20 protein-coding genes are annotated in these 24,818 nt (G+C 61.5%); 9 read left to right on the top strand and 11 right to left on the bottom strand.

The genetic code is table 11. The features are described 5' to 3' along the window. Positions 1-58: 58 nt before the first annotated feature. The 4 genes from PFZ56_RS15645 to PFZ56_RS15630 all read right to left on the bottom strand — a co-directional run bounded on the left by PFZ56_RS15645 (position 59) and on the right by PFZ56_RS15630 (position 4,739). The gene (locus PFZ56_RS15645; RefSeq protein WP_102864102.1) at positions 59-295 is read right to left on the bottom strand and encodes a DUF1653 domain-containing protein; all 237 of its coding nucleotides are present in this window, start codon (positions 293-295) and stop codon (positions 59-61) included. A gap of 98 nt (positions 296-393) precedes the next feature. Continuing rightward, entirely contained in the window at positions 394-1,569 is a 1,176-nt protein-coding gene (gene fadA, locus PFZ56_RS15640; RefSeq protein ID WP_102879017.1) for an acetyl-CoA C-acyltransferase FadA, read from the bottom strand. Positions 1,570-1,597: 28 nt separating this feature from the next. After that, entirely contained in the window at positions 1,598-3,745 is a 2,148-nt protein-coding gene (fadB, locus tag PFZ56_RS15635) for a fatty acid oxidation complex subunit alpha FadB (RefSeq protein WP_102863780.1), read from the bottom strand. A gap of 556 nt (positions 3,746-4,301) precedes the next feature. Beyond that, complete coding sequence (locus tag PFZ56_RS15630; RefSeq protein WP_102879015.1) at positions 4,302-4,739, bottom strand: hypothetical protein; 438 nt, start codon at positions 4,737-4,739, stop codon at positions 4,302-4,304. 101 nt (positions 4,740-4,840) lie between these two features. Here PFZ56_RS15630 and PFZ56_RS15625 point away from each other — a divergent pair, with 101 nt between their 5' ends. Then, positions 4,841-5,278 (top strand): universal stress protein, encoded by a 438-nt coding sequence (locus PFZ56_RS15625; protein ID WP_047302975.1) that lies wholly within the window; start codon positions 4,841-4,843, stop codon positions 5,276-5,278. Positions 5,279-5,365: 87 nt separating this feature from the next. Here PFZ56_RS15625 and PFZ56_RS15620 read toward each other — a convergent pair whose 3' ends face one another. After that, positions 5,366-7,285, bottom strand: a complete 1,920-nt coding sequence (locus tag PFZ56_RS15620) for an ATP-binding cassette domain-containing protein (RefSeq protein ID WP_102863783.1) — start codon at positions 7,283-7,285, stop codon at positions 5,366-5,368. A gap of 213 nt (positions 7,286-7,498) precedes the next feature. Between PFZ56_RS15620 and PFZ56_RS15615 the strand changes: the two genes are divergently transcribed. Continuing rightward, the gene (locus PFZ56_RS15615; protein ID WP_110596935.1) at positions 7,499-9,427 is read left to right on the top strand and encodes a transglycosylase SLT domain-containing protein; all 1,929 of its coding nucleotides are present in this window, start codon (positions 7,499-7,501) and stop codon (positions 9,425-9,427) included. A gap of 135 nt (positions 9,428-9,562) precedes the next feature. Here the strand turns inward: PFZ56_RS15615 and PFZ56_RS15610 are convergent, their stop codons facing one another. Beyond that, complete coding sequence (locus tag PFZ56_RS15610) at positions 9,563-11,341, bottom strand: ABC transporter transmembrane domain-containing protein (protein ID WP_170002201.1); 1,779 nt, start codon at positions 11,339-11,341, stop codon at positions 9,563-9,565. Positions 11,342-11,600: 259 nt separating this feature from the next. On the opposite strand from PFZ56_RS15610, the gene PFZ56_RS15605 reads away from it, so the two are divergent. Then, positions 11,601-11,780 carry a PA1571 family protein gene (locus PFZ56_RS15605; protein WP_102863786.1) on the top strand — a complete coding sequence of 60 codons (180 nt, stop codon included), beginning with the start codon at positions 11,601-11,603 and terminating at the stop codon, positions 11,778-11,780. A 75-nt stretch (positions 11,781-11,855) separates the two neighbouring features. Here PFZ56_RS15605 and pdxB read toward each other — a convergent pair whose 3' ends face one another. Next, complete coding sequence (gene pdxB, locus PFZ56_RS15600) at positions 11,856-12,998, bottom strand: 4-phosphoerythronate dehydrogenase PdxB (protein ID WP_170002199.1); 1,143 nt, start codon at positions 12,996-12,998, stop codon at positions 11,856-11,858. Between the two features lie 188 nt (positions 12,999-13,186). Here pdxB and PFZ56_RS15595 point away from each other — a divergent pair, with 188 nt between their 5' ends. Next, entirely contained in the window at positions 13,187-14,596 is a 1,410-nt protein-coding gene (locus PFZ56_RS15595; RefSeq protein ID WP_102879011.1) for an MATE family efflux transporter, read from the top strand. Here PFZ56_RS15595 and tusA read toward each other — a convergent pair. Together tusA and rlmM are read right to left on the bottom strand one after the other, a co-directional pair. Continuing rightward, on the bottom strand, positions 14,593-14,844 hold the full coding sequence (tusA, locus tag PFZ56_RS15590; RefSeq protein WP_047302965.1) for a sulfurtransferase TusA: 252 nt from the start codon (positions 14,842-14,844) through the stop codon (positions 14,593-14,595). The genes PFZ56_RS15595 and tusA overlap by 4 nt on opposite strands. Positions 14,845-15,036: 192 nt before the next feature. Beyond that, on the bottom strand, positions 15,037-16,110 hold the full coding sequence (rlmM, locus tag PFZ56_RS15585) for a 23S rRNA (cytidine(2498)-2'-O)-methyltransferase RlmM (RefSeq protein WP_102863789.1): 1,074 nt from the start codon (positions 16,108-16,110) through the stop codon (positions 15,037-15,039). 208 nt (positions 16,111-16,318) lie between these two features. Between rlmM and acnA the strand changes: the two genes are divergently transcribed. Beyond that, positions 16,319-19,060 carry an aconitate hydratase AcnA gene (gene acnA, locus PFZ56_RS15580; RefSeq protein WP_110596938.1) on the top strand — a complete coding sequence of 914 codons (2,742 nt, stop codon included), beginning with the start codon at positions 16,319-16,321 and terminating at the stop codon, positions 19,058-19,060. On the opposite strand, the gene PFZ56_RS15575 is transcribed toward acnA, so the two are convergent. Then, positions 19,030-19,254, bottom strand: a complete 225-nt coding sequence (locus tag PFZ56_RS15575) for a hypothetical protein (protein ID WP_394304641.1) — start codon at positions 19,252-19,254, stop codon at positions 19,030-19,032. The two genes, acnA and PFZ56_RS15575, sit on opposite strands and share 31 nt — an antisense overlap. On the opposite strand from PFZ56_RS15575, the gene PFZ56_RS15570 reads away from it, so the two are divergent. After that, positions 19,239-20,030, top strand: a complete 792-nt coding sequence (locus PFZ56_RS15570) for a CPBP family intramembrane glutamic endopeptidase (RefSeq protein ID WP_170002197.1) — start codon at positions 19,239-19,241, stop codon at positions 20,028-20,030. The genes PFZ56_RS15575 and PFZ56_RS15570 overlap by 16 nt on opposite strands. A gap of 218 nt (positions 20,031-20,248) precedes the next feature. Continuing rightward, complete coding sequence (locus PFZ56_RS15565; RefSeq protein WP_102863792.1) at positions 20,249-21,814, top strand: PAS domain-containing methyl-accepting chemotaxis protein; 1,566 nt, start codon at positions 20,249-20,251, stop codon at positions 21,812-21,814. Between the two features lie 164 nt (positions 21,815-21,978). Here the strand turns inward: PFZ56_RS15565 and PFZ56_RS15560 are convergent, their stop codons facing one another. Continuing rightward, positions 21,979-22,674: an alpha/beta family hydrolase gene (locus tag PFZ56_RS15560; protein WP_123392378.1), complete on the bottom strand. Its 696-nt coding sequence runs from the start codon at positions 22,672-22,674 to the stop codon at positions 21,979-21,981. 99 nt (positions 22,675-22,773) lie between these two features. Between PFZ56_RS15560 and ccoN the strand changes: the two genes are divergently transcribed. Together ccoN and ccoO are read left to right on the top strand one after the other, a co-directional pair. Beyond that, complete coding sequence (ccoN, locus tag PFZ56_RS15555; protein WP_110596940.1) at positions 22,774-24,198, top strand: cytochrome-c oxidase, cbb3-type subunit I; 1,425 nt, start codon at positions 22,774-22,776, stop codon at positions 24,196-24,198. A gap of 10 nt (positions 24,199-24,208) precedes the next feature. Next, a complete protein-coding gene (gene ccoO / locus PFZ56_RS15550; RefSeq protein ID WP_102863795.1) occupies positions 24,209-24,817 on the top strand; it encodes a cytochrome-c oxidase, cbb3-type subunit II in 609 nt (202 codons plus the stop codon). Position 24,818 lies beyond the last annotated feature (1 nt).

Raw genomic sequence — 24,818 nt, 5'->3', positions numbered from 1 at the left:
CCGCTATATATAGTGGCAACAAGGTGAGGTCAAGCGCAGGGTACTGCGCGACCTGCACTTACGTCGGTGAAAAAAGACTGGGTTCGGCCTGCACCAAAGCAAAGCGTGGGACCTGCTCGCCGTCAACTTCGACCGACTCCAGGAACATGCTCAAAGGTCGCACCCAAAAACCGTAATCCCCATACAGGGCTTGGTAAAACACTACTTCTTCTTCCGTTTCCGAGTGCCGCGCCACGCTGAAAACGCGGTACTGCGGCCCCTTGTAATGCTGATAGAGCCCGGGTTGTAACTGCATGCTCTGGCCCTCGTGCAATTTTTTCAAAATAAAAACAAATAAATCTTCAGAAAAACAAAAACCGGGGCACAGGGCCCCGGCTTCCATCAACCCAACGCTTAAACGCGTTCGAAGACGGTCGAGATGCCCTGGCCAAGGCCGATGCACATGGTGGACACACCAAAGGTGCCGCCATTTTGCTTCATGACGTTGAGCAGGGTCCCGGAGATACGCGCACCGGAGCAACCGAACGGGTGACCCAAGGCGATCGCGCCGCCGTGCAGGTTAACCTTCTCATTCATCTTGTCGAGCACTTTCAGATCTTTCAGCACTGGCAAGGCCTGTGCAGCGAAAGCTTCGTTGAGCTCGAAGAAGTCGATGTCGTTGATGCCCAGGCCTGCGCGCTTCAAGGCTTTCTGCGTGGCCGGTACTGGACCATAGCCCATGATCGCCGGGTCCACACCCGCCACCGCCATGGAACGGATCACTGCCAGCGGCTGGATGCCCAGATCCTGGGCACGCTGGGCCGACATCACGATCATGCACGAAGCGCCGTCGGTGATCTGCGACGAAGTACCGGCAGTCACGGTGCCACCCTTGGGGTTGAACGCCGGCTTCAAGGCCGCCAGGCTTTCCAGGGTGGTTTCGGGACGAATGGTTTCGTCGTAGTCGAACAGTTTCAGGAAACCGTTCTCGTCATAGCCCTGCATCGGGATGATTTCGTCCTTGAACTTGCCTTCCACGGTCGCCTTGTGGGCGAGTTGGTGGGAACGCACGCCAAAGGCGTCCTGCTGCTCACGGGTGATGCCGTGCATCTTGCCCAGCATCTCGGCGGTCAGGCCCATCATGCCCGAGGCTTTCGCCGCGTACAGGGACATGTGCGGGTTCGGATCGACACCGTGCATCATGCTCACGTGCCCCATGTGCTCGACGCCGCCCACCACGAACACGTCACCGTTACCGGTCATGATCGCTTGCGCAGCGGTATGCAGTGCACTCATGGAGGAGCCGCACAGGCGGCTGACGGTCTGGCCGGCCGAGGTGTGGGGGATCTGGGTCATCAGCGACGCCATGCGCGCGATGTTCCAGCCCTGTTCCAGGGTCTGGTTGACGCAGCCCCAGATCACGTCCTCGACTTCCGCCGGGTCGACCTTGGTGTTGCGTTCCAGCAGTTTGCTGATCAGGTGCGCCGACATGTCTTCGGCGCGGGTGTTGCGGTGCATGCCGCCCTTGGAGCGGCCCATCGGAGTACGACCGAAGTCGACAATCACGACGTCTCTAGGATTCAAGCTCATATGTTCACTCTCGCTCTAGTGTGGGCGCTTAACCGAAGAAGCTCTGGCCGTTCTTGGCCATTTCACGCAGCTTCGCGGTCGGGTGGTACAGCGCGCCCAGATCGGCGTACTGGTCGGCCAGGGCAACGAACTGGGCAACACCGATGGAATCGATGTAGCGCAGCGCACCACCACGGAATGGAGGGAAACCAATACCGTAGACCAGGCCCATGTCAGCTTCGGCAGCAGTTTCGACGATGCCGTCTTCCAGGCAACGAACGGTTTCCAGGCACAGCGGGATCATCATCCAGTTAATGATGTCTTCGTCAGTGACTTCACGCTGCTCGTAGACGATTGGCTTGAGCACTTCCAGCACCGACGGATCGGCGACCTTCTTCTGCTTGCCCTTCTTGTCGGTTTCGTAGGCGTAGAAACCCTTGCCGTTCTTCTGGCCCAGGCGCTTGGCTTCGTAGAGTACGTCCACGGCCGAACGACGATCGTCCTTCATGCGATCCGGGAAGCCTTCAGCCATCACGTCACGACCGTGGTGACCGGTGTCGATGCCGACCACGTCCATCAGGTACGCCGGGCCCATTGGCCAGCCGAATTTCTCCATGATCTTGTCGATGCGCACAAAATCCACACCGGCGCTGACCAGCTTGGCGAAACCGCCGAAGTACGGGAACAGAACGCGGTTGACCAAAAAGCCCGGGCAGTCGTTGACCACGATCGGGTTCTTGCCCATTTTCTTGGCGTAGGCAACGGTGGTGGCAACGGCCAGCTCGCTGGACTTCTCGCCACGGATCACTTCCACCAGAGGCATCATGTGCACCGGGTTGAAGAAGTGCATGCCGACGAAGTTTTCCGGTCGCTTGAGGGCCTTGGCCAACAGGCTGATGGAGATGGTCGAAGTGTTGGACGCCAGAATGGTGTCCTCTTTGACCTGACCTTCGACTTCAGCCAATACCGCTTGCTTGACCTTAGGGTTCTCGACCACCGCCTCGACCACCAGGTCGACGTGACCGAAGTCCCCGTAAGACAGGGTTGGACGAATGCCGTTGAGCACCTCAGCCATTTTCGCGGCAGTCATGCGGCCTTTATCAACGCGACCGACCAGCAGTTTCGCGGCTTCCGCCAGCCCCTGCTCGATACCGTGTTCGTTGATGTCCTTCATCAGGATCGGCGTGCCTTTAGAGGCCGACTGGTAGGCAATGCCACCGCCCATGATGCCGGCGCCGAGTACTGCGGCCTGCTTCACGTCCTTGGCGATCTCATCGTAGGCCTTGGCCTTTTTCTTCAGTTCCTGATCATTCAGGAACAGACCGATCAGGCTTTGTGCGGCAGAGGTCTTGGCCAGTTTGACGAAGCCGGCGGCTTCCACTTCCAGAGCCTTGTCGCGGCCGAAGTTGGCGGCCTTCTGGATGGTCTTGATCGCTTCAACAGGCGCCGGGTAGTTCGGGCCTGCCTGACCAGCGACGAAACCTTTGGCGGTTTCGAAAGCCATCATCTGCTCAATGGCGTTGAGCTTGAGTTTTTCCAGCTTCGGCTGACGCTTGGCCTTGTAGTCGAACTCGCCGGAAATAGCGCGCTTAACCAGGGCCAGAGCGGCGTCCTTGAGTTTATCGGGAGCAACCACAGCATCGACGGCACCGACTTTCAGCGCGTCTTCAGCACGGTTTTCCTTGCCGGCGGCAATCCACTCGATGGCGTTGTCGGCACCGATGATGCGCGGCAGACGCACGGTACCGCCGAAGCCCGGGTAGATGCCCAGCTTGACTTCCGGCAGGCCGATCTTGGCGCTGGCCGCCATGACGCGGTAGTCCGCCGCCAGGCACATTTCCAGGCCGCCGCCCAAGGCGATGCCATTGATCGCGGCAACGGTCGGCACGTTGAGGTCTTCGAAATCGCTGAAGATCTTGTTGGCTTCGAGGTTACCTGCCACCAGCTCGGCATCCGGCAGCTTGAAGTTATCGACAAACTCGGTGATGTCGGCGCCGACGATGAATACGTCCTTGCCACTGCTGACGATCACGCCCTTGATCGAAGCATCTGCCTTGATGGTGTCAACAGCCTGACGCAATTCATTCAGGGTTAGACGGTTGAACTTGTTGACGGACTCACCCTTGAGGTCGAAATTCAATTCGACGATGCCACTTTCAAGAGCCTTAACCGTGATGGCTTTACCTTCGTAAATCATCAACTGATCTCCACGATATGGAAGCTGAACAGTACACGTCGGACGCTGACTTCTGGCTTGGCACTAACGTCACCGTCGATGCTAACGCCAATCCGCCAGGCACACCCGCCAACGCGATAGTCGGGATTCTGTATAGAGCCGCCTGAGATACAAACGCTCATTTCATACGCCCGTTTGATTTGGGTACGCCACATTCAGGGAAAATCCGGCAATTGTCAATCGTACAAAACGCTGTTTGAAACGCGACTTTGCGGTCACTTCACTGCTCCCCAGATGATCAACACACCCCTGCATTCATCGCCATTCATAGGATCAATATTTAGAAAAATCGCCCTAAATCGTCAGCCCACAGGGAACGATAGCGACTAAGCTGGAGATATATCTGAAGAAAAGGTCAGAAAGTTTTATCAAATAGGGGCACAGCCCAGACAGCAAGAAGCCACCCCAGGGTGGCTCAAACGAGATTACCGGCCTGCCTGGCCATCCCGCCCGATGCTGAGTCGGGCTTTTTATTGCCAAACGCCCACGATTGCCGCGGGCGCCCTCCCCCATGACTTCAGGCCAAGGCCTTGAGCACCGAGGCGATATCCTGCAAGACACTGGCCTCGCCGCGCTCGCTCCAGTACAGGGCGATCAGTTGCTTGTCCGCTTCAACCTTGAAGACCCCTGGCGGCAAGGTCTGCAGATGCTGGAGCAGCGCCTCATCGACACAGGGTTCACGCCACTGGTTGACCCAGCTACCAGGGGCTATCTGCCAGTAACTCCAGCAGGCCGATTGTGCGCTGCGCCTCGGCCGGTGGTATTGCGGGCAAGGATTGGGCGGCTCCTGCCCCAACCAGTGCGGCCATTCCTGGGGCGCCAGCTGCATGGCCAACCCCATGCGCCGCGCCTCCAGGCGCAGGGCGATCAAGCCGCTCTGGCGGCGCGAGGGCCGCAGCCACGCCAACGGGCTCAGAACCACCGCAAGGATTGACACCACTATCCAGACCGTCATATCAGTACTCTCGATTTTTAGATGAGCGGGGCCTGGGTGGAACCAACCCGCTTGAAACCAGCCATACTTGAAGCTATTGCAATCCTCAGGAGGAGCGCCTCATGTCCTACCACCATATTCTGGTCGCCGTAGATTTAACCGAAGAGTGCGATCCTGTTATCCACCGCGCTCGCGAGCTGTCGGTGAGCAATGGAGCCAAGCTGTCCCTGGTGCACATCGTCGAACCCATGGCCATGGCCTTCGGCGGTGACGTGCCCATGGATCTTTCGCAGCTGCAGCAGCAACAGTTCGATCAGGCCAGGGAACGCCTGGACCGGCTGATCCACAAGTACCCGGAGCTGACCAAGGAATACAGTCACCTGACCTATGGACAACCGCGCCAGGAAATACATCACCTGGCCAAGGAACAGGAATGCGATCTGATTGTGGTGGGCAGCCACGGCCGTCACGGCCTGGCCCTGCTGCTGGGCTCCACCGCCAATGACGTCCTGCACGGCGCACCATGTGACGTGTTGGCTGTGCACCTGGCCAAACGCTAAGCCCTCACCCGCCAGTTATCAGACCGGTCACTGCTCCGAAAAAAAGCCCGACGCTAAAGTCGGGCTTTTTTATCAAACACCGGTCACTCAGGCATCCAGCTCGGCCCAGCGCTCGACCATCTGCTCCAGCTCGGCATTCAACTGCTCCAGCCGGGCAATGACCGCAGCGGTTTCAGCCGCCGGGCGCTGATAGAAACCGGCATCGGCCATCTCCGCCTCGACCCCGGCAATCTGTTGTTCCATCGCATCGATCTGCCCCGGCAGCGCCTCAAGCTCACGCTGCAATTTGTAGCTGAGCTTCTTCTTCGCCGGAGCCTCTTGCACGGGGGCTGGCGCTGCGGCTTGCACCGGCGCAACCACGGCGGAATTCAGTTCGGCCTTGCCGGACTTGTTCTCGGTAACCCCCAGCAGCCGCGGCGAGCCACCCTGGCGCAACCAGTCCTGATAACCGCCAACGTACTCGCGAACCTTGCCTTCGCCTTCAAAGACCAGGGTGCTGGTCACCACGTTGTCGAGGAAGGCCCGGTCGTGGCTGACCATCAGCACGGTGCCCTGGAAGGTCAGCAACACTTCTTCCAGCAGCTCGAGGGTTTCCACATCGAGGTCGTTGGTCGGCTCGTCGAGCACCAGCAGGTTGGCCGGTTTGCTGAACAACTTGGCCAGCAACAGACGGGCACGCTCACCGCCGGACAGGGCCTTGACTGGCGTACGGGCACGTTGCGGACTGAACAGGAAATCACCGAGGTAGCTCAGCACGTGACGGCTCTGGCCATCGATCTCGATGAAGTCGCGACCTTCGGCAACGTTGTCGATCACGGTCTTTTCCAGGTCCAACTGGTGGCGCAACTGGTCGAAGTAGGCCACGTCGATCCGCGTGCCCTCTTCCACCTTGCCGCTGCTCGGCACCAGACCGCCGAGCATCAGCTTGAGCAAGGTGGTCTTGCCGGTGCCGTTGGCGCCCAGAAGGCCAATGCGGTCGCCACGCTGCAGGACCATGGAAAAGTCCTTGACCAGGAACGGGCCGTCCGGGTGAGCGAAGCTGACATTCTCCAGCACCATTACCTGCTTGCCAGACTTGTCGGCGGTTTCCAGCTGAATGTTGGCCTTGCCGGTACGCTCGCGACGCTCACTGCGCTCCACGCGCAGCGCCTTGAGCGCACGCACGCGGCCTTCGTTACGGGTACGCCGGGCCTTGATGCCCTGGCGAATCCACACTTCTTCCTGGGCCAGGCGCTTGTCGAACAGCGCATTGGCGGTTTCTTCCGCCGCCAGCATGGCTTCCTTGTGCACCAGGAAACTGGCGTAGTCGCCGTTCCAATCGATCAGGCCGCCACGATCCAGTTCGAGGATGCGGGTGGCCAGGTTCTGCAGGAAGGAACGGTCGTGGGTAATAAAGAGGACCGCGCCCTGAAAATCCTTCAGCGCCTCTTCCAGCCAGGCAATGGCGCCGATATCCAGGTGGTTGGTCGGCTCGTCGAGGAGCAGCAGATCCGGCTCGGATACCAGGGCCTGCGCCAACAGCACGCGACGCCGCCAGCCACCGGACAACTCGGCGAGGGTCTTGTCGGCTGGCAGTTGCAGGCGGCTCAGGGTGCTGTCCACCAGTTGCTGCAGGCGCCAGCCGTCACGGGCTTCGAGGTCGTGCTGGACGTGCATCAGTTTTTCCAGATCGGCGTCGGTGACGATGTTCTGGCTCAGGTGGTGGTACTGGGCCAGCAGCTCGCCGACACCGTCCAGGCCCTGGGCAACCACGTCGAACACGGTCCGCTCGTCGGCCACAGGCAGTTCCTGAGGCAATTCGCCGATCTTCAGACCGGGTGCGCGCCATACGGAGCCGTCGTCGGGCTTCTGATCGCCCTTGACCAGCTTCATCATGCTGGATTTGCCAGTACCGTTACGGCCGATGATGCACACCCGCTCACCACGGGCGATCTGCCAGGACACCTTGTCCAACAACGGCATGGCGCCGAAAGCAAGGGACACATCGCTGAATTTGAGCAGGGTCATGTTCTTCTCCAAAAACCGGGCGCGCATTCTACCTGACTTGCGCCCTCAGAAGGCCCGCTATTTCGCCACCGGCAACCCCGAAGGCACTTTTGTTGCCAACTGATGCCAAGGGCTCGGCAAAGCTTTCACCGGTTGCTGGCAAAAGGCTAAGCTAGTGAACAATCAGTGTTGGCCTTGTCGGCACTTGTCATGATTTCTCTGCCCGGATGTCTCATGCGCAGTCGCCTTTTCAGCCTTTTATCCTGTCTGCTTCTTTCCGCCACTGCCGTCCAATCCGCCCAGGCGGCGGACCTGACCCAGCAACGCCGGTATTACGACGAGGCCAAACGCGCTCTGGCCAAGGGCGATTCAGGCCCTTATTTCCGTTATGCCGATGCCCTGCGCGACTACCCACTGGAACCGTACCTGGCCTATGACGAACTCACGGCCCGCCTGAAGAGCGCCAGCAACGCCGAGATCGAGAAATTCCTCGCCGAACATGGCGACCTGCCCCAGGCCAACTGGATGAAACTGCGCTGGCTGCGCTGGCTGGCGGAACGCGGCGACTGGGCCACCTTCACCCGGTATTACGACCCGAAACTCAACTTCACCGAACTGGACTGCCTCAATGGCCAGTACCAACTGGGCCATAACCTCAAGGCGCAAGGCTACGCCGCTACCGAAAAGCTCTGGCTGACCGGCAAATCCCAACCGGCCGCCTGTGACGCGCTGTTCGCCCAATGGGCCGCTGAAGGCCAACTGACCGAACAGAAGCGCTGGCAGCGGGCCAAGCTGGCGGCCGAAGCCCGCAACTACCCCCTGGCCAACAGCCTGGTCAAGAGCATGACCACCCTCGCGCCCCAGGGCCGTCTGCTGGTGGATGTGGCGCAAAAGCCGGAGCTGCTGAGCCAGCCTTCGCGCTTCCAGCCCGCCGATGAGGCGATGTCCGACGTGGTCGGCCTCGGCTTGCGCCGACTGGCTCGCCAGGACCCGGACAAGGCCATGGCCCTGCTGGACGGCTATGCCAGCAGCATGCACTTCTCACGTGACGAAAAAGTGGCCATTGCCCGCGAAATCGGCCTGACCCTGGCCCGGCGCTTCGACAGCCGCGCCCTGGACGTCATGACCAAGTACGACCCAGAGCTGCGGGACAACACCGTCTCCGAATGGCGCCTGCGCCTGCTGCTGCGTCTGGCGCGCTGGGAAGATGCCTACCAGCTGACCCGCAAGCTGCCTCAGGACCTGGCCAGCACCAACCGCTGGCGCTACTGGCAGGCGCGCAGCCTGGAGTTGGCCCAGCCGAAGAACCCCCAGGCCCTGGCGCTGTTCAAAGGTCTGGCCCGGGAGCGTGATTTCTACGGATTCCTCGCCGCGGATCACGCCAAGGCCCCCTATCAGTTGAACAACCAACCGCTGATGCTGAGCCAGGCAGTCATCAACAAAGTGCGCAACACTCCGGGCGTGCGTCGCGCCCTGGAATTCCATGCCCGGGGCCAGATCGTCGATGGTCGCCGTGAGTGGTACCACGTCAGCCGGCACTTCAACCGTGACGAAATGGTGGCCCAGGCCAGGCTGGCCTACGACCTGAAATGGTACTTCCCGGCCATTCGCACCATCAGCCAGGCCCAGTACTGGGATGACCTGGACATCCGCTTCCCCATGGCTCACCGCGACACCCTGGTGCGCGAAGCCAAGGTCCGCGGCCTGCATTCCAGCTGGGTGTTCGCCATCACCCGCCAGGAAAGCGCCTTCATGGACGATGCCCGTTCCCACGTGGGCGCCAGCGGCCTGATGCAACTGATGCCTGGTACCGCCAAGGAAACCGCGCGCAAGTTCAGCATTCCCCTGGCCTCTCCCCAGCAAGTGCTGGACCCGGACAAGAACATCCAATTGGGTGCGGCGTACCTGAGCCAGGTCCACAGCCAGTTCAATGGCAACCGGGTATTGGCATCTGCTGCCTATAACGCGGGTCCTGGACGGGTGCGGCAATGGCTCAAGGGCGCCGACCACCTGAGTTTCGACGTGTGGGTGGAAAGCATTCCCTTCGACGAAACCCGCCAGTATGTTCAGAACGTACTGTCCTACTCGGTGATCTACGGCCAGAAGCTCAACTCACCGCAGCCGCTGGTGGACTGGCATGAGCGCTACTTCGACGATCAGTGAAGCCAGCCTTCTACAAGCCCGCAGCGATGCGGGCTTTTTATTGGGCGGCCACCCATTGCGGGAGCTGGCATACCGGCAAAGAGGCCTTCGGACTCGGCGCCAGCCTGATGGCCGCTTTAGCCAGCAAGCCGGCTCCTACACAGGCGCCTGAGGACCTTCGCTGAACTGCAGGGCCGCCAGACGCGCATACAGCGGACTGTTGGCGATCAGTTGCTGATGAGTACCCACCGCCACCAGCCTGCCCTGATCCATGACCGCAATCCGGTCGGCATTCTTCACCGTGGCCAGGCGATGGGCGATCACCAAGGTGGTGCGGTTCTTCATCAGGCTGGGCAAGGCTTGCTGAATCAAATGCTCACTCTGCGCATCCAGGGCACTGGTGGCCTCGTCCAGTAACAGGATCGGCGCATCCACCAACAACGCGCGAGCAATTGCCAGGCGTTGCCGCTGTCCGCCAGAAAGTCCCAGCCCGCCATCCCCCAGATGAGTCTGATACCCCTCTGGCATCTGCTCGATGAACTCGTGGGCATAGGCGATCTTCGCCGCCTCCTGGACTTGGTCCAGGGTGGCATCAGGATTGCCATAGCGGATGTTCTCTTCGATGCTGCCGTAGAACAGCGCCGGGCTTTGCGACACCAGGGCAAAACAGCGCCGCAGATCCAGCGGATCGAGCTGGGTCAGGGGCACGCCATCCAGCAATATCCGCCCCTGCTGCGGGTCGTAGAAACGCAGCAGCAGATCGTAGAGGGTTGATTTGCCTGCCCCCGACGGCCCGACCAACGCCAGGGTTTCTCCGGCCTGAACCTTCAGGCTCAGGCCATCGACGGCGTAGCGGTCCGGCCTTGACGGATAGGAAAAGCTCAGGCCGTCCAACTCCAGATCGCCCTGCACACGTGCCGGCAAGCTCACCAGACCACTACTGGGCGCCTGGATAATGTTCTCCGCCCGCAGCAGTTCGGCGATCCGCTCCGCAGCTCCGGCAGCGCGCTGCAGTTCGCCAATGACCTCACTCAAGGTGCCAAAGGCGCTACCGACAATCAGGCTGTAGAACACGAAAGCCGCCAGCTCACCGCCGGAAATACGCCCGGCGATCACATCCATGCCTCCTACCCAGAGCATCACCCCCACCGCGCCCAAGACCAGGACGATCACCAGGGTGATCAGCCAGGCGCGCTGGACAATACGCTTGCGCGCGGTATCGAAGGCCTGCTCCACCGTCACGGCAAAGCGCTGCTCGTCCTGGGCCTGGTGGTTGTAGGCCTGGACCGTCTTGATCTGCCCCAGCGTCTCGGACACATAGCTGCCGACATCGGCGATCCGGTCCTGACTCAAGCGCGACAGGCTGCGCACCCGGCGGCCGAAAATCAGGATCGGCACCAGCACCAGCGGCAAGGCCACCACCACGATGCTGGTGAGCTTGGGGTTGGTGACGAACAGCAGGACGATCCCTCCCAACACCATCAGCGCATTCCGCAGGAACAACGACAGCGAAGAACCGATCACCGACTGCAGCAAGGTGGTGTCCGCCGTGAGTCGCGACTGGATCTCCGAGCTGCGATTGTTCTCGTAGAAGCCGGGATGCAGGTAGATCAGGTGATTGAACACCTGGCGCCGGATGTCCGCCACGCAGCGCTCGCCGATCCAGGACACCAGATAGAAACGCACGAACGTGCCTACCGCCAGGGCCAGGACCAGCAGCAGGAACAGGCCAATGGACTGGTTCAGCAAATGCGGGGACTGGGTCATGAAACCCTGGTCCACCAACAGGCGAATCCCCTGCCCCATGGACAAGGTGATGCCCGCAGTAACAATCAATGCCAGCAGGGCGCCGAGCGCCTGCCAACGGTAGGGAGCGATAAAACGGCTGGCCAGATGCAACGCCCGGCGGTGACGAGAAGAGAGCATGCAGTTCATCCATTGACGCGCCGGCGACTGACCCGTTGCAGCGGCGGCAACGAGAGGAATTCGCAGGAACTTTGCTAAATCACAATGAGTCAGGTTGATTATGACCGCTGACACTAGCGCCTAGAGATTATCGGTCTAATCCGTGGCTGGCACTCCCCGGGCATTTCTGTTGGAGTGAAGTCGCCGGGCCAGCCCTTGCGGCGGTCTGTAACAGCTTGGTCACCCGGCCATTCTAGAGTAAGCACACAACCTGATGAGGAGACAGGCCATGTCCTTGCAACACAGCAGCAATGACAAGATTCAAGTAATCCGTACCCAGCCGAACCAGTCTCTGGGGTGTGCCATCATCGACGCCCAGGGCCGCGAAGTACCTATTACTGAAGAAATGATCCAGAACGCCTGCCGCGAACTGGAAAAGCGACTGGTCAAGCCTGCTCGGCAAGATTGACACTCAGCCTCATGTCCTCTTGACCCGGCCTGGCGGCCGGGTTTTTTATGGGCGCGCTTTACTGTCTGAACGACTTCAGACTTCGCTGGCGCCCAGGGCCCGAACGATCTGGCTCAGGGCTGGCGAATCACCCTGAATCCGCACCTGCAGCCCGTCGATCTCGCGACGCTCCGGATAATACTTGCGCAGGCCGTCGAAGGCGCTGCGTTGCTGGGCGACATCATCCGCCAGGCTACGGCGAAAATCCGCATCATCACGGCGCGGGTCATACACCGCCCGGCAGATCATCGCCAGGGCCCAGGCCGGATCGGCATTGGCATTCAGGCTGACTTGCGGCACCCACGGCGCCGGCAGCAAGGTGGCCAGGCTGACCTGTTCGGCCTGACCGAGGAAGCGGCAGTAGGCCTGGTAGATCTGCGCCGTGCCACGCTGCTTGCCATCCAGGCTGTAGCCGGCGATATGGGGCGTGGCCAGCACGCACAGGTCCGCCAGCTCGCGATCCACTGTCGGCTCCTCTTCCCAGACATCCAGCACCGCCTGCAAATCCTCACGCTGCAGCAACACTTCACGCAGTGCCTGGTTATCCACCACCGGGCCACGGGCTGCATTGATCAGCCAGGTACCTTGCTTGAGCTGGTTCAAGCGCTGGCGATCCAGCAGGTGCCAGGTGGAATGCTCGCCATGCCGAGCCAGTGGCGTATGCAGGCTGATGACGTCGCAACGTTCGATCAATTGCTCCAGGCTGACGTAGTCGCCGCCTTCCGCCGCCTGTCGCTGCGGATCACAGACCAGGACTTGCCAACCCAGACCGCGCAAGACCTTGATCAAGCGTCCGCCGACTTCACCAGCCCCCACCACCCCGTAACAGCGTTGAGCCAGATCCGCCCCTTCGATCTCGGCCAGGGTCAACAGGCTGCCCAGTACATAATCCACCACGCCACGGGCATTGCAGCCCGGCGCACTGGACCAACTGATACCCGCCTGCTGGAAGTAATCCAGGTCCAGATGATCGGTGCCGATGGTGCAGGTGCCGACAAACCGCACCGGACTGCCTTCCAGCAATTGGCGATCGACTTGAGTCACCGAGCGCACCAGCAACACATCCGCCTGCTCCACGGTCGCCCGATCAATGGCACGCCCGGGGAAACGCCGGATCTCGCCGAAGCCGGCAAAGAACTCTTCGATCAGGGGAATATTTTCGTCGGCAACAATCAACATGGCAGGCTCCTCGTGCGGAGCCGCAGTGTAGGCGCAGATGACAGGCCGAGCCAGCGCGGCTTGAGGTCGAGCACTCATTTCCCCGCGGCCGGCCATTACAAATCCACAACACTGGATTTTTTCCTGACCAGAGTGTCAACGCGTAGACTGTCGCGTCCCGCGCAACACGCCTATGGACGCTACGCCCCGTGAATTCCGTGACCGACACTCCCATCACCCCAGCCACCAGCCGCCCTGCCCGGGTTGGCCGCGAACTGCGCGACCTGCTGCGACTGGCCCTGCCCATCATGATTGCCCAGGTGGCCACCACCGCCATGGGCTTTGTCGATGCCGTCATGGCCGGCCGGGTAAGTCCGCGGGATCTCGCGGCCGTAGCCCTGGGCAACTCAATCTGGATTCCAGTGTTCCTGCTGATGACCGGCACCCTGCTGGCCACCACACCCAAAGTGGCCCAGCGCTTTGGTGCCGGCAAGCTGCACGAGATCAGTCCGGTGGTGCGCCAGGCCCTGTGGCTGGCGGTAGTGACGGGCCTCTCGGCCACGCTGATATTGATCAGCGCCGAACCGATACTGCACCTGATGAAGGTTGATCCGGAACTGATCAAGCCCTGCATGGGTTATCTGCACGGCATCGCCAGCGGCCTGCCGGCTGTAGCGCTGTACTACGTGCTGCGCTGCTTGAGCGACGGGCTGGGCCGCACAGTGCCGAGCATGGTCATCGGGCTTTGTGGCCTGGCCCTCAACATCCCCATCAACTACATCTTCATTTATGGCCACTTCGGTGTACCGGCCATGGGCGGCGTCGGCTGTGGCTGGGCCACGGCGATCGTGATGTGGGCCATGATGCTGGGCATGGCCGGCTGGGTTCACTGGGCACCGGCCTATCGCAAGATCCAGCTGTTCAGCCGGTTCGACTGGCCACAATGGGCGGTGATCAAGCGCCTGGTGAGTGTCGGCCTGCCCATCGGCATCGCGGTGTTCGCCGAGTCGAGCATCTTCGCGGTCATCGCCCTGTTGATCGGCAGCCTGGGTGCCACGGTAGTGGCCGGACACCAGATTGCCCTCAACGTCAGCGCCCTGATGTTCATGATCCCCTACTCCCTGGCCATGGCCGTAACGGTGCGGGTCGGCCAGTCTCTGGGCCGTCAGCAACCGCGCGACGCACGCTTCAGCGCCGGAGTCGGCATGGGCGCGGCACTGGCCTACGCCTGCCTGTCGGCAAGCCTGATGTACCTGCTGCGCGAACCCATCGCCTCGATCTACACCAACGACCCGATGGTGATCCAGGTAGCCTCGATGCTCATCGTGTACTCGGCATTGTTCCAGTTTTCCGATGGCATTCAGGTCACCGCCGCTGGCGCACTGCGCGGCTATCAGGACACTCGGGTGACCATGATCCTGACCCTGTTCGCTTACTGGGGGATTGGTTTGCCGGTGGGCTACGCCCTGGGCCTGACCGATTGGTTCGGAGCGGCACGGGGCCCGAGCGGTCTGTGGGAGGGGTTGATTGCCGGCTTGACCTGCGCCGCGCTGATGCTGTTGATCCGCCTGACACGCAGTGCGCGCAAGCAGATCCGCATCGGCCGTTCGGCGGGTTAATCGAGCTTCTTGCGAATCCAGTAGAGGTAGGTGCCGGCCTCTTCCTGCTGCGCCACCAGTTCGTGGTCGAGGAACACGCAGAACTTGGGAATGTCGCGGCGGGTGGAAGGGTCGGTGGCGATCACTTTCAGCAGCCCGCCTGCGGGCAGATCGCGAATGTGCTGGTGCAGCATCATCACCGGCTCGGGGCAATTAAGGCCGGTGGCGTCGAGGGTGCCGTCAACCGGTGTATCGATGATTTGACTCATGGTTCACTCCTGAAACAGGCGGCCATTGTCGCGCAATGGTGCCATAGGGTCATCTGTTGCCGTCGTTCCACGGCCCCGGACCTGCCGTAGGAGCTGGCTTGCCAGCGAAGGCATCCTCACGCCTTGCACAGCTGCGGGGCCTTTTTCGCCGGCAAGCCGGCTCCTACCTGGAAGCGGGCGGTGTTGCGGGTACTACGCCGACTTGGGCTTTTTCACATCCAGGCGCCGCAGGTGGCAAGTGACTTCCTCGCGGTCGTGATACAGCTGCTTGCAGCCGATCGCCACCCGAATTCCCCGCGCCTTGAAGCCCTCTTCAATCCGCTCCAGCAAACGCTTCACTTCGGCGTAACGCTGCTTCATCGGCAGCTTCAGGTTGACCACGGCCTCGCGGCAATGGCCCTCGCCGATCCAGGTTTCCAGAAGTGCGGCGTTGCGCGCCGGCTTTTCGACGATGTCGCAGACCATCCAGTCCACCGGCTGTCGCGGCTTGAAGGTAAAGCCGTCCGCCATCAGGTGTTGCACCAGGCCAGTGTCCATCAGGCTTTCAGCCATAGGGCCGTTATCGACGGCGGTCACCAGCATGCCGCGATTGACCAACTGCCAGGTCCAGCCTCCTGGCGCCGCACCCAGGTCGACCCCGGTCATGTCGCTGTGCAAACGCTCATCCCACTGATCCCGGGGGATGAAGTGGTGCCAGGCCTCTTCCAGTTTCAGGGTCGAACGGCTTGGCGCTTCCCGGGGGAACTTCAAGCGTGGAATGCCCATCGGCCACATGGCCGAGTTGCCGGCATCCGCCAGGCCGACAAAGACTTCACGCCCACTCTTGAAGGTCAACAGCAAGCGCGGCTTGGCGGCATCCTCCACCAGCTTGCCGGCAGCGCTCAGGGCCTTGCGCAGCGGACCTTCGAACTTTTTGCAGAAGTTCGACAGTTCCTTGCCGTCATTGGTATCCACCACCTCCAGCCACAGGCTGCCGCACTGGGGAAAGCCGGCAAGGTAGGCCAGGATCACGCTAATGCGGTCGGTTTCCGGCAACTCGATGAAGCCGCCGCGGGCCCACTGCCGGGGGAAGATCAGTTCGGCAAAGCGCAGCCCCTGCATCAGGCGCTGGGCGCCGTCGTCCTCGGTGCAGATGAACTCGGCGCAGGCAGTGCTGGGCTTGGCCTTGGCGTAGCCGGCGACATTCAGCCGAGCCGCGTGGTCGGCGATCTCGGAGCAGACTTCGCCCTCGAAACCGGGCCGGCAATGGATAAACAGGGTGTTCATTGAATCTCCTGGGCAAATGGCGACGAATCGATGCGCAAACCTGCCCTGTAGCAAAGCCTGTCACGAAAACCGGCGCATCATAACCGAGTTCGGAACCTTGGACTGAACCCAGGAGTCCAGTGATTAGCTATAAGCCCCAAACAGAGCTAGGTTAACCCTCTGTCCGTATCACAGGCCCGTAGCCGTGCGGGCCACAAGGAGTCATTCAATGCCATCCCTCGATAGCCTGAAAACCCTTAAAACCCTAAAAGTCGACGACAAGACTTATCACTATTTCAGCCTGCCGGACGCCGCCAAGAGCCTGGGCGATATCGACGCCCTGCCCATGTCGCTGAAAGTCCTGCTGGAAAACCTGCTGCGCTGGGAAGACGACAAGACCGTCACCGGCGCCGACCTCAAGGCCCTCGCCGCCTGGCTCAAGGAGCGTCGCTCCGACCGGGAGATCCAATACCGACCCGCTCGCGTCCTGATGCAGGACTTTACCGGTGTGCCCGCCGTGGTCGACCTGGCCGCCATGCGCGCTGCCATGGCCAAGGCCGGTGGCGATCCACAACGGATCAACCCGCTGTCCCCGGTGGATCTGGTGATCGACCACTCGGTGATGGTGGACAAGTTCGCCAGCAGTAGCGCCTTCGAGCAAAACGTCGACATCGAAATGCAGCGCAACGGCGAACGCTATGCCTTCCTGCGCTGGGGCCAGAGCGCCTTCGACAACTTCAGCGTGGTGCCGCCGGGCACAGGCATCTGTCACCAGGTCAATCTGGAATACCTGGGGCGCACGGTCTGGACCAAGGACGAGGATGGCCGCACCTACGCCTTCCCCGACACTCTGGTGGGCACCGACTCCCACACCACCATGATCAACGGCCTCGGCGTGCTGGGCTGGGGCGTGGGCGGGATCGAGGCAGAAGCGGCAATGCTGGGCCAGCCGGTATCGATGCTGATTCCGGAAGTCATCGGCTTCAAACTCACCGGCAAGCTCAAGGAAGGCATCACCGCCACCGATCTGGTGCTGACGGTGACCCAGATGCTGCGCAAGAAGGGCGTAGTGGGCAAGTTCGTCGAGTTCTATGGCGATGGCCTGGCCGACCTGCCCCTGGCGGACCGCGCCACCATTGCCAACATGGCCCCGGAATATGGCGCCACCTGCGGCTTCTTCCCGGTGGACGACATCACCCTGGATTACCTGCGCCTGTCCGGGCGCCCTGCCGAGTTGGTGAAACTGGTGGAGGCCTATAGCAAGGCCCAGGGCCTGTGGCGCCTGCCGGGCAAGGAGCCGGTATTCACCGACAGCCTGGCCTTGGACATGGGCACCGTGGAGGCCAGTCTCGCCGGACCCAAACGGCCACAAGACCGGGTCGCGCTACCCAATGTGGCCCAAGCCTTCACTGACTTCCTCGACCTGCAGTTCAAACCCACCAGCAAGGAAGAAGGTCGCCTGGAAAGCGAGGGCGGCGGCGGTGTCGCCGTGGGCAATGCCGACCTGGTGGGCGAAGCCGACTACCAGGACGCAGGCCAGACCTATCGCCTGAAAAACGGCGCGGTGGTGATCGCCGCCATCACCTCCTGCACCAACACCTCCAACCCTAGCGTGATGATGGCGGCAGGCCTGGTGGCCAAGAAAGCCGTGGAAAAGGGCCTGCAGCGCAAGCCCTGGGTCAAGAGTTCGCTGGCTCCAGGCTCCAAGGTGGTGACTGACTACTATAAAGCCGCCGGACTTACGCCTTACCTGGACCAACTGGGCTTCGATCTGGTGGGCTATGGCTGCACCACCTGCATCGGCAACTCAGGTCCGCTACAGGAACCGATCGAGAAAGCCATCCAGCAAGCCGACCTCACCGTGGCTTCGGTGCTGTCGGGCAACCGCAACTTCGAAGGCCGGGTGCATCCCCTGGTCAAAACCAACTGGCTGGCTTCCCCGCCCCTGGTGGTGGCCTATGCCCTGGCCGGCACGGTACGTATCGACATCAGCAGCGAACCGCTGGGTCAAGGTAAGGATGGCCAGCCGGTGTACCTGCGGGACATCTGGCCCAGCAGCCAGGAAATCGCCGAGGCCGTGGCCCAGGTCAACACACGGATGTTCCACAAGGAATACGCCGAGGTGTTTGCCGGTGACGCCCAATGGCAAGCCATTGAAGTGCCACAGGCGGCCACTTATGTCTGGCAGGACGACTCCACCTATATCCAGCACCCTCCCTTCTTCGACGACATTGCCGGCCCCCTGCCGGAAATCAAGGACGTCAACGGTGCACGGGTGCTGGCGCTGCTGGGGGACTCGGTGACCACCGACCACATCTCTCCCGCCGGCAACATCAAGGCCGACAGCCCGGCCGGGCGCTACCTGCGGGACAAGGGCGTGGAGCCCCGGGACTTCAACTCCTACGGCTCGCGTCGGGGTAATCACCAAGTGATGATGCGCGGCACCTTTGCCAACATCCGCATCCGCAACGAAATGCTCGGCGGCGAAGAAGGCGGCAATACGCTCTACATCCCCAGTGGCGAGAAAATGCCGATCTACGACGCGGCCATGAAATATCAGGCCTCGGGCACGCCGCTGGTGGTCATCGCCGGTCAGGAATACGGCACCGGTTCCAGCCGTGACTGGGCCGCCAAGGGCACCAACCTGCTGGGGGTCAAGGCGGTGATCGCCGAAAGCTTCGAGCGCATCCACCGCTCCAATCTGGTGGGCATGGGGGTCCTGCCCTTGCAGTTCAAGCTCGACCAGAACCGCAAGAGCCTGAAACTCACCGGCAAGGAGACCCTGGACATCCTCGGCCTGAGCGACGTGGAACTGACCCCGCGGATGAACCTGCCCCTGGTGATCACCCGTGAGGATGGCAGCCAGGAGAAAATCGAGGTGCTGTGCCGCATCGATACGCTGAACGAAGTCGAGTACTTCAAGTCCGGAGGAATCCTGCACTACGTGTTGCGCCAACTGATTGCATCCTGATCCACCACGAAATAAAACACCGCCTCAGGGCGGTGTTTTTCGTCGGCCTGTCGAACAAAACTCAGCTGGTTATACTTGCAGCCCGCCAAAGCTGACTCACCGGTCGCAATGGCGACTACAGATCCGCCGCTGAACAACGTTTCTGCAATACCTCTTTCTTTTGCAACAAGGATTCCACATGACCACTTTGCCATGGATGTATCTGGCACTCCTTTCTATCGGCTACGCACTGGCTCTGAGCTACGGGCAACTGGGGCTGCTGGCCGCCCTCTCGATCTTCCTGCTGCTCTGCGCCGGATTTGCCGTACGCCAGCAACACAGCCGCATCGGCCAATACCTGGGCCACGGCCTGTTCGTGGTGCTCGCCCTGGCTCTGGCCATGCACTGGCTGCCAGGCTTCTACAACGGCCGGGCCATCGACCCGCAGCGCTTTACCGACGACGCCGTGCCCTTCTCCATGTACCTGAACCAGGACAAGCCGCTGATCGGCTTCTGGCTGCTCTTGGTCTGCCCCTGGATCGTCGGTCGGCGCTCGCTGCGTCTGTCGCTCTACGCAACGGTTCTGGCCCTGACGTTGTGCGCAATCGCCGCATTGGGCGGAGCATTGCTGCTGGGAATCATCAGTTGGGCGCCGAAATGGCCGGATCAGGCCTGGTTGTGGGTGCTGAACAATCTGCTGCTGGTCACCCTGGTGGAGGAAGCGCTGTTCCGGGGTTACATCCAGGGCGGCCTGAGCCGGAAATTCAAGGCCCTTCCCTATGGTGAGAACCTGGCACTGCTGTGTGCGGCCCTGTTATTTGGCCTGGTACACCTGGGTGCTGGCTGGCAATGGACCCTACTGGCAACCATCGCCGGGGTCGGCTACGGTCTGGCCTATCGCTTTGGAGGCCTGGGTGCGGCAATTGCTACGCACTTCGGTCTCAATCTGCTGCATTTCGGCCTGTTCAGCTATCCGATGCTCGCCGGATAGCCCAGCGAAAAGTTGCCAAAACCAGTACTTCAGGACAATTGACTATCAAGGAAGAAGGTCAATGATTAACGCCTCGCCAAAGCCATCGGAACCGCGGTGGCGCATTTTGCAAGCGACAGCTTCTGCCTAATGAGACCCAGCGCCGATTATTGAAAAATAATTTCAATAATCGGCTGAAGCGGCCGACAACCCATCAAAGCCTTGCGGATTGAAAAACCATGCGTAATAACCAGCCTGTCACTCAGCGCGAACGTACCTTCCCGGCTCAACAACGGTTGATTTCCACCACCGACGCCAAAGGCGTGATCACCTACTGCAACGATGCCTTTGTCGAGATCAGTGGGTTCTCCCGTGAAGAACTGGTTCGCGCGCCGCACAACCTGGTCCGTCACCCTGATGTCCCAGCGGCAGTGTTCGCGCACATGTGGGGCACCTTGAAACAAGGCTTGCCATGGATGGGCATCGTCAAGAACCGCTGCAAGACCGGTGACCACTACTGGGTCAACGCCTATGTGACTCCGGTGTTCGAAGGCAACCAGGTGGTGGGTTACGAATCGGTACGGGTCAAGCCCACCGCCGAACAAGTGCGCCGCGCCGAAGCGCTTTACCAGCGTATCAACTCCGGCAAGTCGGCCATTCCCAAGCGTGACAAGTGGCTACCGGTGCTGCAGGACTGGCTGCCCTTCATTCTGGTCAGCCAACTGAGCTTCATGATCGGCGCCTGGCTCAACTCCCATTGGGGCTTCGCCCTGGCTGCCGCGCTCTCGGTGCCGCTGGGCCTGCTGGGCCTGAGCTGGCAGCAACGCGGCCTCAAGCGCCTGTTGCGCCTGGCCGAGCAGACCACCTCCGACCCGCTGATCGCCCAGATGTACACCGACAGCCGCGGCGCCCAGGCACGTCTGGAAATGTCGATCCTGAGCCAGGAAGCACGCCTGAAGACCTGCCTGACCCGCCTGCAGGACACGGCCGAGCACCTCAACGAGCAGGCTCGCCAGTCCGACACCCTGGCCCACAACAGCTCCAGCGGCCTGGAGCGTCAGCGGGTCGAAACCGAGCAGGTGGCCACCGCGGTCAACCAGATGGCCGCCACTACCCAGGAAGTGGCCAGCCACGTACAACGCACCGCCGACGCCACCCAGGAAGCCAATCGCCTTACCGGCCGTGGCCGGGACATCGCCGGGGAAACCCGCGAAGCCATCCAGCGCCTGTCAGTGGTGGTGGGCGAAACCGGCCTGACCGTGACCCAGCTGGCCAAGGACAGCGACGAGATCGGCGGCGTGGTGGATGTGATCAAGGGCATCGCCGACCAGACCAACCTGCTGGCCTTGAACGCGGCCATCGAAGCGGCACGCGCCGGGGAAATGGGCCGCGGCTTTGCCGTGGTCGCCGATGAAGTGCGCCAGCTGGCGCAACGCACCAGCGAGTCCACCGGGCAGATCCACACCCTGATCGCCAAGCTGCAACAAACCGCCGCCACCGCCGTGCAAACCATGGACGCCGGTCACCGTCAGGCCGAAGAAGGCGTGGCGCGGGTGCTGGAAGCCGACCAGGCGCTGGTGGGCATCAGTGAAGCGGTGGCCAACATCACCGACATGACCACCCAGATCGCTGCCGCCACCGAAGAGCAAAGCTCGGTGGCCGAAGAAATCAGCCGCAACATCAGCACCATCGCGCAACTGGCGGACCAGACTTCGGAGCAGGCCCAGCACTCGGCCGAACTCAGCGAAGCCCTGACCCGCACCGCCCACACCCAGTACTCGCTGGTGGAGCGTTTCAACCGCTAAGCCCCCGGGCCGGCGACAAAAAAACCGCAAGCACCGGCTTGCGGTTTTTTTATGCCTGCGAACTCGCCCAACAGCCGCAGGAGCGAGCTTGCTCGCGACAGATCTACGCCGCGATCCCCATTCGAGGGCCGGGTGAGCGCTTCGCGAGCAAGCTTGATACAGGATCAGGCCAGTGTTTGCAGGAACGCAGCGACCTTGGCCGCCGCTGACTCCAGGTGCTGCTCATGGGTGCAACCGGAGGCCTTCAGGGGCTTGAGATCGTGATCAGCGGCCGTCAGCCAATACAGCTCGATACTCGGCGCCAGCGAGTAGGCTTCGACCGCCTGGCGATTGCCCAGGGCGTCACGCTCGCCCTGCACGATCAGGGTCGGCGTCGCCAGTTCGGCCAGGTGCGCCACTCGCGGTTTTTCCGGCTTGCCAACGGCATAGAAGGGATAGCCCAGGCACACCAGGGCATCGGCCGCCAGCTCATCGGCCAGCAAACTGGCCATGCGTCCACCCATGGACTTGCCGCCCACCGCCAGAACCCCAGTGACATAAGGTCGCACCAAGGCATGCACCTCGCGCCAGCACTCCAGGAGTTTGGGTGCCGGGTTGGGCGGGCGCTTGCCGCCATCCAGGCGCCGCTGGGCCATGTAGGGAAACTCGAAGCGCAAGACGTTCACCCCATGCCCGGCAAGGCGTACAGCGATGTCGTTCATGAAGCCGCTGTCCATCGGCGCGCCGGCACCATGGGCCAGGATCAGGGTCGGAGCCTGCAACGGGCTGGCAACAGCGGCGACCTCCCATAACCAGCCCCGTTTCCGCACGCACTGCGCCCATTGATCCCCGTCAATACTGGCCTTGTGCTCATTGCTCATGCTTGCCTCGCTTTTAGTCTGCCTATAACTCCAGACGAAGTGAGCGCGCCTTGCCGTGCGCAGTCGCTTTCACTTCAGCTGAACCGTGGATGGGGAACCATGAACACTTCTATCAGTACCGCCTACAACTACAAGGTGGTCCGCCAATTCGCCATTATGACGGTGGTGTGGGGCATCGTCGGCATGGGGCTCGGGGTTTTTCTCGCTGCCCAGTTGGTCTGGCCTGAACTCAACTTCGACCTACCGTGGACCAGCTTCGGCCGTCTACGTCCGCTGCACACCAACGCGGTGATCTTCGCCTTTGGCGGCTGCGCACTGTTTGCCAGCTCGTTCTACTCGGTGCAACGCACCTGTCAGACTCAGTTGTTCGCGCCGAAAATCGCCGCGTTCTGCTTCTGGGGCTGGCAGCTGGTCATCCTCTTGGCAGCTATCAGCCTGCCACTGGGCTACACCAGCTCCAAGGAATACGCCGAACTGGAATGGCCGATCGATATCCTGATCACCATTGTCTGGGTGGCCTACGCCATTGTGTTCTTCGGCACCGTGATGCAGCGCAAGACCAAACACATCTATGTGGGTAACTGGTTCTTCGGCTCCTTCATCATCACCGTGGCCATCCTGCACATCGTCAACAACCTGGAACTGCCGGTCAGCTTCACCAAATCCTACTCGGTGTATGCCGGTGCGACCGATGCGATGGTGCAGTGGTGGTACGGCCACAACGCTGTGGGCTTCTTCCTGACCGCGGGCTTCCTGGGGATGATGTACTACTTCGTACCCAAGCAGGCCGAGCGTCCGGTGTATTCCTATCGCTTGTCCATCGTGCACTTCTGGGCACTGATCACCCTGTACATCTGGGCCGGTCCGCACCACCTGCACTACACCGCACTGCCGGACTGGGCTCAGTCCCTGGGGATGGTGATGTCCCTGGTACTGCTGGCGCCAAGCTGGGGCGGCATGATCAACGGGATGATGACCCTCTCGGGTGCCTGGCATAAGTTGCGTAGCGACCCGATCCTGCGCTTCTTGGTGGTGTCCCTGGCGTTCTACGGCATGTCGACCTTCGAAGGTCCGATGATGGCGATCAAGACCGTCAACGCCCTGTCCCACTACACCGACTGGACCATCGGCCACGTTCACGCCGGCGCTCTGGGCTGGGTAGCGATGATCTCCATCGGCGCGCTGTACCACCTGATCCCGAAAGTCTTCGGTCGCGAGCAGATGTACAGCGTCGGCCTGATCAACACCCACTTCTGGCTGGCCACCATCGGTACCGTGCTCTACATCGCCTCGATGTGGGTCAACGGTATCGCCCAGGGCCTGATGTGGCGTGCAGTCAACGAAGACGGCACCCTCACCTACTCCTTCGTCGAAACCCTGGTGGCCAGCCACCCAGGCTTCATCGTGCGACTGGTCGGTGGTGCGATCTTCCTCAGCGGCATGTTCCTGATGGCTTACAACACCTGGCGCACCGTGCGTGCCGCCGTGCCAGCCGAAGTCAACGCCGCTGCGCAGATGGCCTGAGGAGTCCGCCATGAAACACGAAACGATTGAAAAAAACGTCGGCCTGCTGATGCTGCTGATGGTCTTCGCGGTGAGCATCGGCGGTCTGACCCAGATCGTCCCGCTGTTCTTCCAGGACGTCACCAACAAGCCGGTGGAAGGCATGAAGCCCTACACCGCTCTGCAACTGGAAGGCCGTGACATCTACATCCGCGAAGGCTGCGTACAGTGCCACTCGCAGATGATCCGTCCGTTCCGCGCTGAAACCGAACGTTACGGTCACTACTCGGTGGCTGGTGAAAGCGTCTGGGACCACCCGTTCCTGTGGGGCTCCAAGCGTACCGGTCCGGACCTGGCCCGTGTCGGCGGCCGCTACTCCGATGACTGGCACCGTGCGCACTTGTACAACCCGCGCAACGTCGTGCCCGAGTCGAAGATGCCGGCCTACCCGTGGCTGGTGACAGCAGCGGTGGACAGCAGCCACACCGAAACCAAGCTCAAGGTCATGCGCACCCTCGGCGTGCCCTATACCGACGACGACATCGCCGGGGCCACCGCCTCGCTCAAGGGCAAGACCGAGATGGACGCCCTGGTGTCCTACCTGCAAGTGCTTGGCACTGCGATCAAGAGCAAGAGGTGAG

It is taken from the genome of Pseudomonas danubii (genome assembly GCF_042980055.1).
In the GTDB taxonomy this organism is placed as follows: Bacteria; Pseudomonadota; Gammaproteobacteria; order Pseudomonadales; family Pseudomonadaceae; genus Aquipseudomonas; species Aquipseudomonas danubii.
The sequence above is the reverse complement of the archived record's forward strand: the minus strand, read 5'-3'. Positions and strand labels throughout refer to the sequence as shown.